This window comes from Vibrio sp. D404a (genome assembly GCF_030248535.1).
Lineage (GTDB): Bacteria > Pseudomonadota > Gammaproteobacteria > Enterobacterales > Vibrionaceae > Vibrio.
In genome coordinates this window covers 14000-29914 of record NZ_JAHGAJ010000037.1, presented here as the reverse complement: position 1 = coordinate 29914, position 15915 = coordinate 14000, and the positions used below count along the sequence as shown (strand labels likewise).

The 15915-nt window shown below is 47.1% G+C and carries 13 protein-coding genes; 12 read left to right on the top strand and 1 reads right to left on the bottom strand.

Annotated elements, in window-relative coordinates:
• The first annotated feature begins 40 nt into the window (after positions 1-40).
• From recO to acpS, 3 genes are read left to right on the top strand one after another with little or no spacing between them, the layout of a single operon-like run.
• Complete coding sequence (recO, locus tag KI655_RS19885) at positions 41-772, top strand: DNA repair protein RecO (RefSeq protein ID WP_285408136.1); 732 nt, start codon at positions 41-43, stop codon at positions 770-772.
• Positions 769-1506 (top strand): pyridoxine 5'-phosphate synthase, encoded by a 738-nt coding sequence (gene pdxJ, locus KI655_RS19880; protein WP_239841240.1) that lies wholly within the window; start codon positions 769-771, stop codon positions 1504-1506. The genes recO and pdxJ overlap by 4 nt, the downstream gene beginning before the upstream one ends.
• A 28-nt stretch (positions 1507-1534) precedes the next feature.
• Positions 1535-1915 carry a holo-ACP synthase gene (gene acpS / locus KI655_RS19875; RefSeq protein WP_285408134.1) on the top strand — a complete coding sequence of 127 codons (381 nt, stop codon included), beginning with the start codon at positions 1535-1537 and terminating at the stop codon, positions 1913-1915.
• Between the two features lie 122 nt (positions 1916-2037).
• On the opposite strand, the gene barA is transcribed toward acpS, so the two are convergent.
• The gene (gene barA / locus KI655_RS19870; RefSeq protein ID WP_285408132.1) at positions 2038-4851 is read right to left on the bottom strand and encodes a two-component sensor histidine kinase BarA; all 2814 of its coding nucleotides are present in this window, start codon (positions 4849-4851) and stop codon (positions 2038-2040) included.
• Positions 4852-5016: 165 nt separating this feature from the next.
• On the opposite strand from barA, the gene rlmD reads away from it, so the two are divergent.
• From rlmD to truD, 9 genes are all read left to right on the top strand, one after another.
• Positions 5017-6342 carry a 23S rRNA (uracil(1939)-C(5))-methyltransferase RlmD gene (rlmD, locus tag KI655_RS19865; protein WP_285408131.1) on the top strand — a complete coding sequence of 442 codons (1326 nt, stop codon included), beginning with the start codon at positions 5017-5019 and terminating at the stop codon, positions 6340-6342.
• A 108-nt stretch (positions 6343-6450) separates the two neighbouring features.
• Positions 6451-8673, top strand: coding sequence for a GTP diphosphokinase (relA, locus tag KI655_RS19860; RefSeq protein ID WP_285408130.1), 2223 nt, complete (start codon positions 6451-6453; stop codon positions 8671-8673).
• Between the two features lie 328 nt (positions 8674-9001).
• On the top strand, positions 9002-9799 hold the full coding sequence (gene mazG, locus KI655_RS19855; RefSeq protein WP_285408128.1) for a nucleoside triphosphate pyrophosphohydrolase: 798 nt from the start codon (positions 9002-9004) through the stop codon (positions 9797-9799).
• A gap of 151 nt (positions 9800-9950) precedes the next feature.
• Entirely contained in the window at positions 9951-11591 is a 1641-nt protein-coding gene (locus KI655_RS19850) for a CTP synthase (RefSeq protein WP_285408126.1), read from the top strand.
• Between the two features lie 77 nt (positions 11592-11668).
• Positions 11669-12967 carry a phosphopyruvate hydratase gene (gene eno / locus KI655_RS19845; protein WP_032549795.1) on the top strand — a complete coding sequence of 433 codons (1299 nt, stop codon included), beginning with the start codon at positions 11669-11671 and terminating at the stop codon, positions 12965-12967.
• 401 nt (positions 12968-13368) lie between these two features.
• Positions 13369-13650, top strand: coding sequence for a cell division protein FtsB (ftsB, locus tag KI655_RS19840; protein WP_285408125.1), 282 nt, complete (start codon positions 13369-13371; stop codon positions 13648-13650).
• Positions 13650-14351: a 2-C-methyl-D-erythritol 4-phosphate cytidylyltransferase gene (ispD, locus tag KI655_RS19835; RefSeq protein ID WP_285408124.1), complete on the top strand. Its 702-nt coding sequence runs from the start codon at positions 13650-13652 to the stop codon at positions 14349-14351. Before ftsB ends, ispD begins: the two co-directional genes overlap by 1 nt.
• 2 nt (positions 14352-14353) lie before the next feature.
• A complete protein-coding gene (gene ispF / locus KI655_RS19830) occupies positions 14354-14833 on the top strand; it encodes a 2-C-methyl-D-erythritol 2,4-cyclodiphosphate synthase (RefSeq protein ID WP_285408123.1) in 480 nt (159 codons plus the stop codon).
• Between the two features lie 22 nt (positions 14834-14855).
• A complete protein-coding gene (gene truD, locus KI655_RS19825; RefSeq protein ID WP_285408121.1) occupies positions 14856-15905 on the top strand; it encodes a tRNA pseudouridine(13) synthase TruD in 1050 nt (349 codons plus the stop codon).
• Positions 15906-15915 lie beyond the last annotated feature (10 nt).

Here is a 15915-nt window from a genome sequence, read left to right as displayed (position 1 = left end):
AGGAGCCAAATCGGCTCCTTTTTTGTATTTAGAAGGTGATATGTCTTCAGAAGGGTTACAGCGCTGCTTTGTGCTACATCGCAGACCGTACAGTGAATCGAGCCTGATATTGGACGTCTTTAGCGAAGAGTTTGGTCGCATGACGTTGATGTCTAAGGGTGCGCGCAGTAAGCGTTCGAACCTCAAGGGTGCATTGCAGCCGTTCACGCCACTATTGCTTAAATGGTCGGGTAATGGGTCAATGAAAACCCTGCGTCAAGCCGAGCCGATCAGCTTAGGCTTGCCGCTGACTGGGATAAATCTCTACTCTGCGATGTACGTTAATGAGTTGATTGGTCGAGTCTTGATGGCAGAGGTGGCGATGCCCGCACTTTTTCACGATTATCTTAATGCTTTAACAGAACTGGCGCATAATGAGAATCCTGAGCCTGCACTACGACGCTTCGAACTCGCTTTGCTATCAGCAATGGGGTATGGCGTTGATTTTCTGCATTGCGCAGGTACCGGAGAACCTATCGATCCAACAATGACTTATCGCTATCGTGAGCAGAAAGGCTTCATCGCCTCGGTGCGTCGCGACAACCTCACCTTTATGGGTGATGAACTGATTGCGATCAGTGAACGTAGATTTATAACGAAAGAGCAGTTAAAAGCGGCAAAACGCTTTACACGCATAGCCTTAAAGCCGTATCTTGGCGGCAAACCATTAAAAAGTAGAGAGCTGTTTATGCCACAAATAGGTCTCTCTAGAGCACGGAGTATTGGAAAATGAGCTCAATCCTTTTAGGCATTAATATCGACCACGTTGCAACCCTACGTAATGCGCGTGGTACTCAATACCCAGATCCAGTTCACGCGGCAGAGATTGCTGAGCGTGCGGGTGCAGACGGTATCACTATTCACCTGCGTGAAGACCGTCGTCATATCCTTGACCGCGATGTTCGTATTCTTGCTGAAACCATTCAAACTCGTATGAACCTTGAAATGGCGGTAACGGACGAGATGGTACAGATTGCGCTAGATACTAAGCCTGAGTTTGTTTGTCTGGTTCCTGAAAAACGTGAAGAGCTGACTACAGAAGGTGGCTTGGACGTGGTTGGTCAGCTTGAGAAAGTAAAAGCGGCAACGCAAAAACTGACTGAAGCGGGCATCAAGGTATCTCTATTCATCGATGCCGATCGCGAGCAAATTGACGCAGCGAAAGCATGTGGTGCACCATTCATTGAACTTCACACAGGTCACTACGCAGAAGCGAAGACAGAAGAAGACCAACAAGACGAGCTGAAGAAGATTGCAGCGGGCGCAAGCTACGCGGATGACCTAGGCATCACGGTGAATGCGGGTCACGGTCTGACTTACCACAACGTTGCGCCTATCGCAGCACTGCCTGAGATCTACGAGCTAAACATCGGTCACTCAGTGATTGGTCGTGCGGTATTTGATGGCCTAGCGAAAGCGGTATCAGATATGAAAGCAGTCATGGAAAACGCGCGTAACAACGCTTAATTACTTACAGTTGAAAGGTTAAAGAGTCATGGCAGTTGTTGGCCTTGGTACAGACATCGCAGAGATTGAGCGAGTTGAAAAGGCGCTAGCACGCAGTGGCGAGGCTTTTGCAGAGCGAATCTTATGTGAAGTGGAGCTTGAACAGTTTCACTCTCTGAAGCAGAAAGGACGTTTCCTTGCGAAGCGTTTTGCTGCTAAGGAGGCCGCTTCAAAGGCTCTTGGTACGGGCATTGCCATGGGCGTGACCTTTCACGACTTTCAGGTTGCGAATGATGAGCACGGCAAGCCGGTGCTTACTCTGCACAACAAAGCGCAGGAGTTGGCGGCAAACCTAGGCGTTAGCTCTATCCATATTACTATCTCGGATGAGCGTCACTATGCTGTCGCGACGGTATTGTTTGAGTCTTGATTTCTTAGCTTTAAGTCATTGAAAAATAAAAAGCAGAGCCATGGCTCTGCTTTTTTGTGTCTGTACGACTGCTGCGTCTGTGCTGATTTTTTACGTCTGCACGGACAATGTTGAATTGGAACCTAGCTAGGTTGGATTGGTGTCAGATAGTGAATTGCGGTTGCCTGCACCTTGTCTAGCTCATCTTGTAGCTCGAACAGCTCAGGCTCGATATCTTCTATCTGCGTCCCTGAACGTAACTCTTTCTCAATAGTGGCACACACCGCTTTCAATCTTGGCACACCGCTGTATGAGCTGCTGCCGTGCATCTTATGAATAATGTGTATCAAGTCATCGATAGGGTAGTCGCTCTCTTCGATGGCACGTTCCGCAGCCTCATAAACCTCTGGAATGAAGTCGACCAGCATCTGCAGCATATCGCGAGCAAGGTCTTCTTTATTAGCTGCCTGTTTCAACGCAGCCTGCCAATCAATAATGATGTTCTTGTGCTGGCTGCTCTCAGTTTCAACAGCGTGGTTTTCGATTTCCACGCCAACCGCAGGGTGCTCAGGTGCAATCTTTTCTACATTCTCTACTTCAGACTCAGGACTCCAGTGAATCAAAACCTGCTGTAAGACATGCTCTTCAATCGGTTTCGTCAGGTAATCATCCATACCAGCAGCTAATAGACGGTCGCGTTCGCCACTCATCGCGTGTGCTGTCACCGCAATCACTGGCGTCTTGGCATTGTTCTCTAGTTCTTTAATGTGCTTACACGCAGTCACACCATCCATTTGTGGCATCTGGATATCCATAAAGATGATATCGAATGTCTGCTCGGTCGCTCGGTCAATCGCTTGTTGACCATTGGTGCAGCTAACCACCGTTTCTACACGTTCTTGCAGTAGCGCTGTAATCAGTTTCAAGTTGGCTGGGTTGTCATCGACTGCCATCACGGTTAGTGGCAGCTTCTCATCACTGTGTGTCTCAATCGCAGGTGCATTAAGCAGTGGTGCTTGGTTAGAGACCAGAGTTTGCAGCAGCTTCTTGCGAGACAGTGGTTTGGTAATGCACTGAACATCGACATTCTTCATCAGCTGCTCACCCAGAGCGAGCTCGGTACTTGGGGTACCAATGATCACGTTTTGCGAGATCTCTCTCGCGCGATTGGCCCATTGCTGAACGACGTCTAATTCATAGTCTTGGTTAGCCGCAAGGTTAAGCAGTACGTAATCGTAGTTGGTTGCCTCTTCAGGCATAACTGAACGATACGTCACAATCAGCCCTTCTTGAGTCAATACTTGCTGAGTAATCGAGGCCGCTTGCATGTTTGGCTCAATCAATAGCAGCTGCTTATCCTGCAGGCACTGTGTCTCGATCAAGTCTGTCATCGGCATATCGGTAGTCGATAGTCTTAGAGTGAACCAGAAGGTTGAACCTTGGTGCAGGCGACTGGTTAGACTGATCTCGCCGCCCATTTGGCTGACCAGTTTCTGGGTGATAACCAGACCTAGACCTGTACCGCCGTAGCGACGTGAAATACTTGCATCGGCTTGACTAAAGGCTTGGAAAAGCTGCGCTTGCTGGCGCTCTGAGATACCGATCCCAGTATCGCGTACCATAAACTGCAGCTCGATGTTGTCTTCAGATTGAGAACGCAGCTCAACGCTGATATCGATGTTTCCGCGCTCGGTAAACTTGATTGAGTTGCCTACAAGGTTAGTAAGAATCTGTTGAATACGCAGTGGGTCGCCAACTAGACCAGCGGGTACTTTCGGATCAACTTTAAGGGTTAGCTCGAGACCTTTTTCGTGGGCGTTGGTCGCTTGTAGGTTCACAACTTCTTCAAGGCTGGCTTGGAACTCAAAAGGAATGTTCTCTAGAGCCAGTTTACCGGCTTCAAGTTTCGAGAAGTCGAGGATGTCATTGATGATGCTCAATAGGTTATTCGCCGAGCGCTCAATGGTCTGTAGGTAATCGGTCTGGCTGGTGGATAGATGCGTTTTCAACATCTGACGAGTAAAGCCAATCACACCATTAAGCGGCGTTCTTAGCTCGTGGGACATATTGGCTAGGAATTCAGATTTAACACGAGCCGCTTCTTGTGCTCGCTTCTTCGCGATATCTAACTCAACGTTCTGAATCTCTAACTGCTCGAGTGTTTCACGCAGATCGGAAGTCGCTTGGTCGATACTGTGCTGCATCTCAACGTGGTACTCCGACAGAGATACCGCCATCGCGTTGATACCATTCTTTAGCGAGTCCAACTCACCGTGCATCTTGCCTTCGATACGCACATCTAGGTGACCACGGCGAATCCGGTCAACCATATTCTTCATGTGCGTGATTGGCTGAGTCACATCGTGCATGAGACGGAACGCAAATACCCCCGATAAGCCGAGACCTAAAATAAGAACAAGGAATGCCGAGAAGATCTCTTGGTACTGCTGTAAGCGCAGTGAAGATAGATCAAGCTCAATCGCGATATAGCCGACAGCCTGATTCGATTGCGATTGCCCATTGGCCGAGTTGATAAACTGACCCTCTGCAATAATTGGCGTGCGCAGAATCAGCGTGTTGTCGAGTAACTTAGACGAACTCAGATGTGGAATCGGTTTGTCTTTCGGGTAGGTCAGGCTCTCGAAATCTGGGTGGAAGTTTGAGGTTACAAACAGCTCATGGCGTTCATCAAAGACCGCAATACTGCGCACCAATTTTGAATTCTTACGGTGGGCGTAGCTGATCAATTGACGAACCGACTCTCGACTCTCTAATTGCATGCCAGACTCACTTGCAATCGCAAGAGGTTCTATAATGCTGGTACCTGTATTGACAACTTGTCCTTCGAGGTCTTGATAGCGGTTAAATGAGAAGAATGCACTCAATAACAACCCTATAATCAGGGTTGGGGCAAGAGTTAGGGTAATTACGCGGGCTCTCAAGCCATATCTGGTCATGTTCTTTAATTACATCGAGGTCTGGATATGGGAAAATAACGCACACAATGGTGGCTAAGTGAACGGTAAGCTTAATCAAAGCCGCCACATTCGACAATGATTCCAAGACATAATAGTGAGTCCTGGATACAAATAAATGATTTAAAGATAGTTTAGGCACAAGCAATGGCACGTTTTTTTCAACCAAAAAAGAAAACTCAATTCGAGACCAAGCATCAATCGGTTTTGGTTGAACGAATGGATCACAATGGCGCAGGTATCGCTTATCAGAAAAATAAACCTGTGTTTATTGATGGCGCGTTGCCGGGTGAGCAAGTTGTGATTCAACTGACCGAGAGCAAAAGTAAGTTTGCCCGTGCAAAACTGATCAAGCTTTTAAAACCGAGTGAGCAGCGTTTAAAGCCTTTCTGTAAGCACTTTAATCAGTGTGGTGGTTGTCATCTACAACATATGGATTACGCATCACAAGTCGAGCATAAAGGGCAATCACTGAGCCATTTGATGAGCCAGTACCAAACGCCGAAGACTGAAATTGCCGAGCCAATCACTGGCGCACAGGTAGGGTATCGCCGCCGCGCTCGTGTCAGCCTATTTATGGATAGAAAGAACCAACAGCTGCAGTTCGGTTTTCGTAAGAAGCAAAGCAAGCATATCGAGAACGTGACGGATTGTGCGGTGCTGGAGCCAAGCCTGAATGCACTGTTACCAAAACTGAAAGCGCTGCTTGATACCTTTAGCCAGCCGATGAATCTCGGTCACGTTGAATTGGTTCTGTCTGATAACGGCCCTGTGATTGTTCTGCGCCACTTAAAGCCTTTGGCTGAGAAAGAGCAACAAGCACTGATTGATTTGGCAACGGCAGAAGGTGCAATCTTGTATTCGATGCCAGAAACGGATCAGCTGATTCGTCTCGTTGGTGAAGCGCCAACATACAGTGAAACTGGGGTGACATTACCATTTGAGCCAAACCACTTTATTCAAGTTAACCAACAGGTGAACCAGAAGATGGTGGCACAAGCGATTGACTGGCTTGACCCACAAGCGGATGAGCGTGTGCTCGACCTCTTCTGTGGCTTAGGTAACTTCAGTTTGCCTATCGCAAAACAATCAGCTGTTGTGGTTGGGGTTGAGGGCGTTGATGAAATGGTGAAGCAGGCGACCAGTAACGCCAAGATTAACCAGTTAGATAACGCGACTTTTTATCAGGCGAACCTAGAAGAAGAACTCTCTTGCCAGCCTTGGGCAAAAGAGAAGTTCGACAAGGTGTTGCTTGACCCTGCGCGAGCTGGCGCAAGTGGGATCGTCGATCAAATCTCAGCGCTGGGAGCGAAGAGCGTGGTTTATGTTTCATGTAATCCTGCTACTCTAGCTAGAGATACGGCAAGCCTGCAAAATCAAGGTTATCAAATGGTCAAAATGGGCATGTTAGACATGTTTCCACATACCAGTCATTTGGAATCTATGGCACTATTCGTCAAAGAGAAATCATAAAATTAAAAGGCGTGGAAGAAACGTCTTGTTACCAGTATGAGTCGAACTAACTTGGACCCGGTTAGTCATATTGAGTTGGGTATAAAACATAATAACTAGGAAGGCATGATGGTTGCGGTACGAAGCGCGCATTTAAACCCAAGCGAACAGTTTGAGCTAGAGAGCTGGATTGCATCTTTAAATCAGGATGCCAAAACGTCGAATAAACTGATCAAGGTTTATCGTCACTGTGAAGAACTGCTAAAAGAGCATGAGCAAGCCTCACTGCTGTTGTGGCGTGGCCGAGAGATGATTGAAATCTTGGTGACGTTATCAATGGATCGCGCGACACTCGTTGCGGCTCAGCTTTTCCCAGTCGTTTCCAGTGGCGTCTTTGAGCGAGAAGCCTTCGAAGAGAGCTACGGCAAAGAGATCGTAAAGTTAATTGATGGCGTTGAAGAGATGGCGGCACTTGGCCAGCTCAACGTTACCCTAGAGGGTAGCGCGGCGTCAGGCCAAGTCGATAACGTGCGCCGCATGTTATTGGCAATGGTTGATGATTTCCGTTGCGTAGTCATCAAACTGGCTGAGCGAATCTGTAATCTTATTGAGGTGAAAAAAGCCCCAGATGAGGTTCGTCGTGCAGCTGCGAAAGAGTGTGCCAACATCTATGCACCACTCGCCAACCGTCTCGGCATTGGTCAATTAAAATGGGAAATCGAAGACTACGCTTTCCGCTACCAACAGCCAGATACCTACAAGCAGATCGCAAAACAACTTTCTGAGCGTCGTATCGTTCGTGAGCAGTACATCACCGACTTCGTTGATGACCTGACGTCTGAAATGGGGCGCTCTAGCATCAATGCAGAAGTCAGCGGCCGTCCTAAACACATCTACAGTATTTGGCGCAAGATGCAGAAGAAAGGCTTGGCCTTCGATGAACTGTTTGACGTGCGTGCTGTGCGAATCATCGCTGACCAACTGCAAGATTGTTATGCGGCTTTAGGTGTGGTTCACACCAAATACAAACACCTACCAAGCGAGTTTGACGACTACGTTGCGAACCCGAAACCGAACGGTTACCAATCTATCCATACCGTGGTACTTGGGCCTGAAGGTAAAACCATCGAGATCCAGATCCGTACTAAACAGATGCACGAAGACTCAGAACTGGGTGTTGCGGCGCATTGGAAGTACAAAGAAGGCGCTTCAAGCGGACGCAGTGGTTATGACGAGAAGATCACTTGGCTGCGTAAACTGATCGATTGGCAGGAAGAGATGTCGGATTCTGGCGAGATGCTGGATGAAGTTCGTAGCCAGGTCTTCGATGACCGCGTATACGCCTTTACGCCACGCGGTGATGTGGTCGATTTGCCGATGGGCGCGACACCACTTGATTTTGCTTACCATATCCACTCTATGGTTGGACATCGTTGTATAGGTGCCAAGGTCGGTGGACGCATCGTTCCATTTACTCACAAGCTCTCGATGGGTGATCAGGTCGAGATCATCACTCAGAAAGAACCGAACCCGTCGCGAGACTGGTTAAACCCAACCACAGGTTTTGTTCATTCAGGTCGCGCTCGCGCCAAGATTAACGCTTGGTTCCGTGCGCAAAGCCGTGAGAAGAACCTAGAAGCTGGGCGCGATATTCTAGAAGCAGAGCTGCATAAAATCGGTGCGACGCTTAAAGACGCAGACCAGTATGCACTCAAGCGCTTTAACGTGAATACGCCAGATGAGCTGTATGCCGGTATAGGTAGCGGCGATCTGCGTATCAACCAAGTGATCAACCACATCAATGCATTGGTGAATAAGCCAACCGCGGAAGAGGAAGATCAAAAAGCGCTAGAGAAGTTACTGGAATCAGAAAACAAGCCTGCCCAACAGAGCCGCCCTAAGAAAGACGCGGTTGTAGTGGAAGGCGTTGATAACCTGATGACGCACCTAGCACGCTGTTGTCAGCCTATCCCGGGCGATAGCATCAAGGGTTACATCACTCAAGGTCGTGGCATCTCAGTTCACCGTAGTGATTGTGAACAGCTAAGTGAGCTAAGAATCCACGCACCAGAGCGCATCATTGATACGGTTTGGGGCAATGGCTTTGTTGGTTCATACATCCTCACGCTGCGTGTTGAAGCATTAGAGCGCAGTGGCCTGTTGAAGGACATCACCTCGCTGTTCGCGAATGAGAAGATCAGTGTGACGACAATGAAAAGCCGTACCGACTACAAGCGTCAGCTGTCAGTGATGGACTTTGATTTGGAAGTGACCAATATTGAAATTTTGAGTCGAGTTACAAGCCGAGTCGAGCAGATCAAAGATGTTATGAGCGTCAAGAGATTAGGATAGTTTTTACGTCGTACTTAGCTTTCTAACGGCGTTAGTTTCACTTATTTCGCTCCATTACATAGGCAAGCTATGCTCAGGAGCCTCATAAGTTTACTGCCTTGTTAGAAGAACTAATTACTTAGTAAAAAAATATAGTTGTCATTCCCTACAGTGAGGGACCAACATGATAGGGAATCTCGCTATGCGGTTTGAGAGCCCCAACTCGCTCATTCTTCACTCTTGGGGATGACAGCAAAATAGAAAGGTGAGTGGTTTTAACTGCTCACCTTTTTTAGTTTTAAGAAAAGAATTAGATTAAAACAATCAAATAAAATAATAGGAAAGCACCATGAGCCACCCGATTGAACAACTAGAACAAATTATGGCGAAGCTGCGAGATCCAGAAGGTGGCTGCCCTTGGGATCTGAAACAAAATTTTGAAACAATTGTGCCGCATACTATCGAAGAGACATACGAAGTGGTGGATGCGATTCACAATAAAGACTGGCCAAACCTACAAGAAGAGTTGGGTGACTTGTTGTTTCAGGTGATTTTTTACAGCCAACTGGCGAAAGAGCAGGGGCTGTTCGAATTCTCTGATGTGGTAGATGGTGTGAACGAGAAGCTGACACGTCGTCACCCTCATGTGTTCTCTGATGTTAAGTTTGACGATGAAGAGGCGATTAATGCCAACTGGGAGGCTGAGAAAGCCAAAGAAAAAGCGCAAGTAGGCAAAACTCAGGAAAGTATTCTAGACTCAATACCAAACTCTCTGCCTGCACTTTTGCGTGCTACAAAGATTCAAAAGCAGGTTGCGAAGTATGGCTTTGATTGGGACTCGATTGGCCCTGTCGTTGACAAGGTGAGAGAAGAGGTCGATGAGGTGCTTGAAGAGGCGCTTCAAGTCACCCCAAATGAAAATTTGGTGGAAGAAGAATTGGGTGATTTGCTGTTTGCGACGGTGAATCTAGTGAGGCATCTAGGGAAAAATCCAGAATCGGCATTGAGCAAAGCCAATGTGAAATTTGAGCGTCGCTTTAAAGGTGTAGAAGGAAAAGTTCGTCAAAAAGATAAAACTTTGCACGATTTCTCCCTCTCTGAGCTCGATTCTATGTGGGATGAAGTCAAATTAGCGGAGAAAAGTTAAACAAAGCTTTTGTGCTGATTTGATTTGAAGCAAAAAATAAAAAATAGCAGTGTGATAGATTTCACGTTGTGGCGATAAGGGGCTTCTGGTATATTTTCATCCCGTCCAGAAGAAATCCTTTTTCCCTCATCCAACCAATTTCAGGTTAAACATGACGACAAATTACATTTTTGTTACTGGCGGGGTTGTATCCTCTCTAGGTAAAGGTATTGCAGCGGCATCGCTAGCAGCTATTTTAGAAGCTCGTGGTCTTAAAGTGACTATGATGAAGCTTGACCCTTACATCAACGTTGACCCGGGCACAATGAGCCCTACTCAACACGGTGAAGTGTTCGTTACGGAAGATGGCGCTGAAACTGACCTTGACCTTGGTCACTATGAGCGATTCATTCGCACCAAGATGACTAAGCGTAACAATTTCACTGCAGGTCGTGTTTACTCAGACGTTCTAGCGAAAGAGCGTCGTGGTGATTACCTAGGTGCAACTATTCAGGTAATTCCTCACATCACTAATGCCATCAAAGACCGCGTAATCGCAGGTGCTGACGGCCACGATGTAGCGATCGTTGAAGTTGGTGGTACGGTTGGTGATATCGAGTCTCTACCATTTATGGAAGCGATTCGTCAGCTAGCAGTTGAGCTAGGCCGTGAGCGTGCAATGTTCATGCACCTAACACTAGTTCCTTACCTAGCGGCAGCTGGTGAAGTGAAAACTAAGCCGACTCAGCACTCTGTAAAAGAGCTACTGTCTATCGGTATCCAGCCAGATATCCTAGTTTGTCGTTCTGATCGCATGATCCCTGCGAACGAGCGTAAGAAGATTGCTCTTTTCTGTAATGTTCAAGAGAAAGCAGTAATCTCAATGAAGGACGTAGATTCAATCTACAAGATCCCTCAACTAATTAAAGCACAAGGTCTTGATGACCTAGTGTGTTCTCGCTTTGGTATTACAGCTCCTGAAGCTGACCTATCTGAGTGGGAGCAGGTAATCTACGAAGAAGCTAACCCAACTGATGAAGTTGTTATCGGTATGGTTGGTAAATACATTGAATTACCAGATGCATACAAGTCAGTGAACGAAGCGCTTAAGCACGCGGGCCTTAAGAACCGTCTAAGCGTTAAGATCAAGTACGTTGACTCTCAAGAAGTAGAAGCGAAAGGCGAAGAAGCACTTCAAGGCCTTGACGCAATCCTAGTACCAGGTGGCTTCGGCGACCGTGGTGTTGAAGGTAAGATCTTCGCAGCGAAATACGCGCGTGAGAACAAAGTTCCTTACCTAGGTATCTGTCTTGGTATGCAAGTGGCACTTATTGAGTACGCACGTAACGTTGCGGGCATGGAAGGTGCACACTCTTCAGAATTTAGCAAAGACACGAAGTACCCAGTAGTTGGTCTAATTACTGAGTGGGTAGATGGCGAAGGTAAAGTTGAAGAACGTACTGAAAAATCTGACCTAGGTGGTACTATGCGTCTTGGTTCACAGCTATGTCACCTAGAGAAAGGAACGAAAGCTCGTGAACTATACGGTAGCGCGACGATCCATGAACGTCACCGTCACCGTTACGAAGTGAACAACAATCTTCGTCCACAAATCGAAAAAGCGGGCCTAAAAGTATCGGGTCTGTCTGCGGACAAGAAACTGGTTGAAGTTATCGAGATTCCAAACCACCCATGGTTTGTTGCAGCTCAGTTCCACCCAGAGTTCACTTCTACGCCTCGCGATGGTCACCCATTGTTCGAAGGCTTCGTTAAAGCGGCTGGCCAAAACCAGCGTGACGAATTAGAGAAGTAAGGAATACCGGTAGCAGCTCAAGCTGTGCTGCTGCCTTTAATTTTGACATTATATATTCAACGAGAAGGAAACATTCAATGTCTAAGATCGTTAAAGTTCTAGGTCGTGAAATCATCGATTCACGTGGTAACCCAACTGTAGAAGCTGAAGTACACCTAGAAGGCGGTTTCGTAGGTATGGCTGCTGCTCCATCTGGCGCATCAACTGGTTCTCGCGAAGCTCTTGAGCTACGTGACGGCGACAAAGCTCGTTTCCTAGGTAAAGGTGTTCTTAAAGCTGTTGAAGCTGTAAACGGCGAAATCGCTACAGCTCTAACTGGTAAAGACGCTAAAGACCAAGCTGCAATCGACGCAGTAATGATCGAGCTAGACGGTACTGAGAACAAATCTAAGTTCGGTGCTAACGCAATCCTAGCTGTTTCTCTAGCGAACGCTAAAGCTGCTGCAGCGGCTAAAGGCATGCCTCTATACGAGCACATCGCTGAGCTAAACGGTACTGCTGGTCAGTTCTCTATGCCTCTACCAATGATGAACATCATCAACGGTGGTGAGCACGCAGACAACAACGTTGACATCCAAGAGTTCATGATTCAACCAGTTGGCGCTAAGACTCTTAAAGAAGGTCTACGTATCGGTGCTGAAGTATTCCACAACCTAGCTAAAGTTCTTAAGTCTAAAGGCTACAGCACTGCAGTTGGTGACGAAGGTGGTTTCGCTCCTAACCTTAAGTCTAACGCTGAAGCTCTAGAAGTTATCGCAGAAGCTGTTGCAGCTGCTGGTTACGAACTAGGTAAAGACGTTACTCTAGCTATGGACTGTGCTGCATCTGAGTTCTTCGACAAAGAAGCTGGCATCTACAACATGAAAGGCGAAGGTAAGACTTTCTCTTCTGAAGAGTTCAACCACTACCTAGCTGAGCTAGCTAACCAATTCCCAATCGTTTCTATCGAAGACGGTCTAGACGAGTCTGACTGGGATGGCTTCAAGCACCAAACTGAACTACTAGGTGACAAGCTTCAACTAGTAGGTGACGACCTATTCGTTACTAACACTAAGATCCTTGCTGAAGGTATCGAAAAAGGCGTAGCTAACTCTATCCTTATCAAGTTCAACCAAATCGGTTCTCTAACTGAGACTCTAGCTGCAATCAAGATGGCTAAAGATGCAGGTTACACAGCTGTAATCTCTCACCGTTCTGGCGAAACTGAAGACGCAACTATCGCTGACCTAGCGGTAGGTACTGCTGCAGGTCAAATCAAGACTGGTTCTATGAGCCGTTCTGACCGTGTTGCTAAGTACAACCAACTTATCCGTATCGAAGAAGCTCTAGGTTCTAAAGCTCCTTACAACGGTCTTAAAGAAGTTAAAGGTCAATAATTCCTAGCGAATTGTTAGCTTAAAGCTTTTGAAACGCTCTACTTCGGTAGGGCGTTTTTTTTGCTTAAAGTTCGTCATTCCCTAGACTGACGAAGGAAGGAGTAGAGAATCTCTCCCAATGTTAACTTCAATAGATTCCCAACTCAGCCGTCCCTCCTTCTTGGGAATGACGAGAGTGAGAGGTGGTTGGAAGAGGAATACTGGCTTTTCATCAATATAAAATGCTTAGATAACTCGCTATTACCTAAACTGACGAAGGAGGGTGTCTCATCAAGTGTGGGAATAACAATAATCCTGTGAGTTATTGATTCCCTTGCACCACATATCTCGCACCAATAAGCGCATTATGGTATATATGTGCCTTATTCTAGTTCCTTCTTTTCTAACCGGCGAAAGGTGTTATGCGAATCTTTGCTCTTGTCCTGCTGATCTTACTTGGCTGGCTGCAACACACATTGTGGCTCGGTAAAAATGGTATTTCGGATTACTACTCAGTGAACAACGAAATTCAGGTTCAACGACAAGTGAATGAAAAGCTCCATACCCGAAACGCAGAGATGTTTGCGGAAATCGACGATCTTCGCCAAGGGCTTGATGCCATTGAAGAGCGTGCCCGACATGAGCTAGGTATGGTAAAAGAAGGCGAAACGTTTTATCGCATAATTGGTGAGGAATCGCATTAATGTCGACTGATAAGCAAGGTATTGTCGCCGTTGTACCCGCGGCTGGTGTTGGTAGCAGAATGAAGGCCGATCGCCCCAAGCAATACCTGACGATTAACGCGACTACCATTCTTGAACATACGGTGAATAAGCTACTTTCCCACCCACAAGTCAGTAAAGTGGTGATTGCGGTAAGCAAAAGTGACCCATATTTCCCAGAGTTGAGCTTGAGCCTACATCCTGATGTGATTCGTGTTGATGGTGGCAGCGAGCGTGCTGACTCTGTACTTTCTGCTCTAAACTACATCCAAGAGAACGATTTGGCTGAGTGGGTCATAGTTCATGATGCTGCGAGACCGTGTATTCAACCAAGCGACATCGATAAATTGATTGAGACTTCCTTGTCTCATCCGGTTGGAGGCATCTTAGCTGCTCCAGTTCGCGATACCATGAAGCGCGGTGTAGATGGTCAAATTGATCACACGGTAGAGCGAGCAAACCTTTGGCACGCATTGACGCCGCAAATGTTTCGAACTTTGCCGTTGCAAAAAGCTCTAACAGAGGCACTTGAGCAAGGGGTGTCGATTACTGACGAAGCCTCAGCGTTTGAGTGGAAAGGCGAATCTCCAGCGTTAGTTGCGGGTCGCTCAGATAATTTTAAGGTTACTCAGCCAGAAGATTTAGCCTTGGCTGAGTTCTATTTAAGTCAGAATAAGGAATAATGATGATTCGTATTGGCCACGGTTTTGATGTTCATAAGTTTGGTGGTGAAGGCCCGGTAATTATTGGTGGCGTGAGCATCCCTTACGAACAGGGGCTCATTGCGCATTCTGACGGTGACGTAGCATTACATGCATTGAGTGACGCACTGCTTGGTTCAATTGCCGCTGGTGATATTGGTCGTCACTTCCCAGATACTGACGATGAGTGGAAAGGTGCAGACAGCAGAGAATTGCTGAAAGATGTCTACCGCCGTGTCAAAGAACAGGGTTACCAAATCGGTAATGTTGACGTGACCATCATGGCTCAAGCACCTAAAATGGCACCGTATATTGATGCGATGTGCCAAGCGATTGCTGAGGATCTTGAAACCGATATTGGCAATGTGAATGTAAAAGCGACAACGACCGAGCGTCTTGGCTTTACCGGACGAAAAGAGGGCATTGCAAGTGAAGCAGTGGTCCTAATTACTAAAAGTGCATAAGCACCAAAACGAAAAGAACAGCATGTCAGATATTCTATCTTCATTTGCCTATTTGAATGGCAAGCCGACGGCACAAGCTAAACTGAAAGCGAAGGCCGAGCATTTTGTGGTTATCGAAGACTTAGGTTTCGAATTCTCTGGAGAAGGGGAGCACTTGATGGTGCGCATCCGTAAGACCGGAGAGAACACTAGCTTTGTTGCCAATGAGCTAGCGAAGGCGTGTGGCGTGAAATCGAAAGATGTTAGCTGGGCAGGTCTGAAAGACCGTCATGCAGTGACTGAGCAGTGGCTGAGCGTTCATCTTCCAAAGGGAGAAACTCCAGATTTCAGCGAGTTCTTAGCGCAGTACCCAAGCATTGAGATCTTGGCTACGGCTCGTCATAACAAAAAGCTACGCCCAGGCGACCTCGTTGGTAACCAGTTTGAACTGACCCTGTCTGAGGTGACGGACACCGCGGATGTGGTCACTCGTCTTGAGAAAGTCGCTCAGCTTGGTGTGCCAAACTATTTTGGTGCTCAGCGTTTTGGTAATGAAGGTAATAACTTATCTGAAGCTCGTCGCTGGGGGCGTGATAACGTTCGTACACGCAATCAAAACAAACGTAGCTTGTATCTATCAGCGGCTCGCTCTTGGATATTTAACCGTATCTTATCGGAGCGTATCGAGCAGGACGTGTTTGGCTCGGCGATGTTAGGTGATGTTGTGCTGACTGCTGGTGGGCAACAACTTGTGACAGCTGAGAACATTGAAGCATTGAACCTTGCCATTGAGAAAGGTGATGCGCAGGTGTCAGTAGCACTGGCTGGAGATAACGCTCTGCCAACACAAGACAGTGCATTGGCTCTTGAGCAAAAACACCTTGATGAAGAGCCTGACTTAATGGCGCTTATTCGCGGTAACCGCATGCGTCATGACCGTCGTGAAGCATCTTTGAAACCAGAACAATTATCATGGGAAGTGGATGGCGATAACATCACACTGAAATTCTCATTGGATGCTGGGTGTTTTGCCACTGCGATTGTTCGTGAGTTGGTTGAAGAAGTTGCAGTTGAGCGACAGTACGCACAGTAAAGGCGTAACT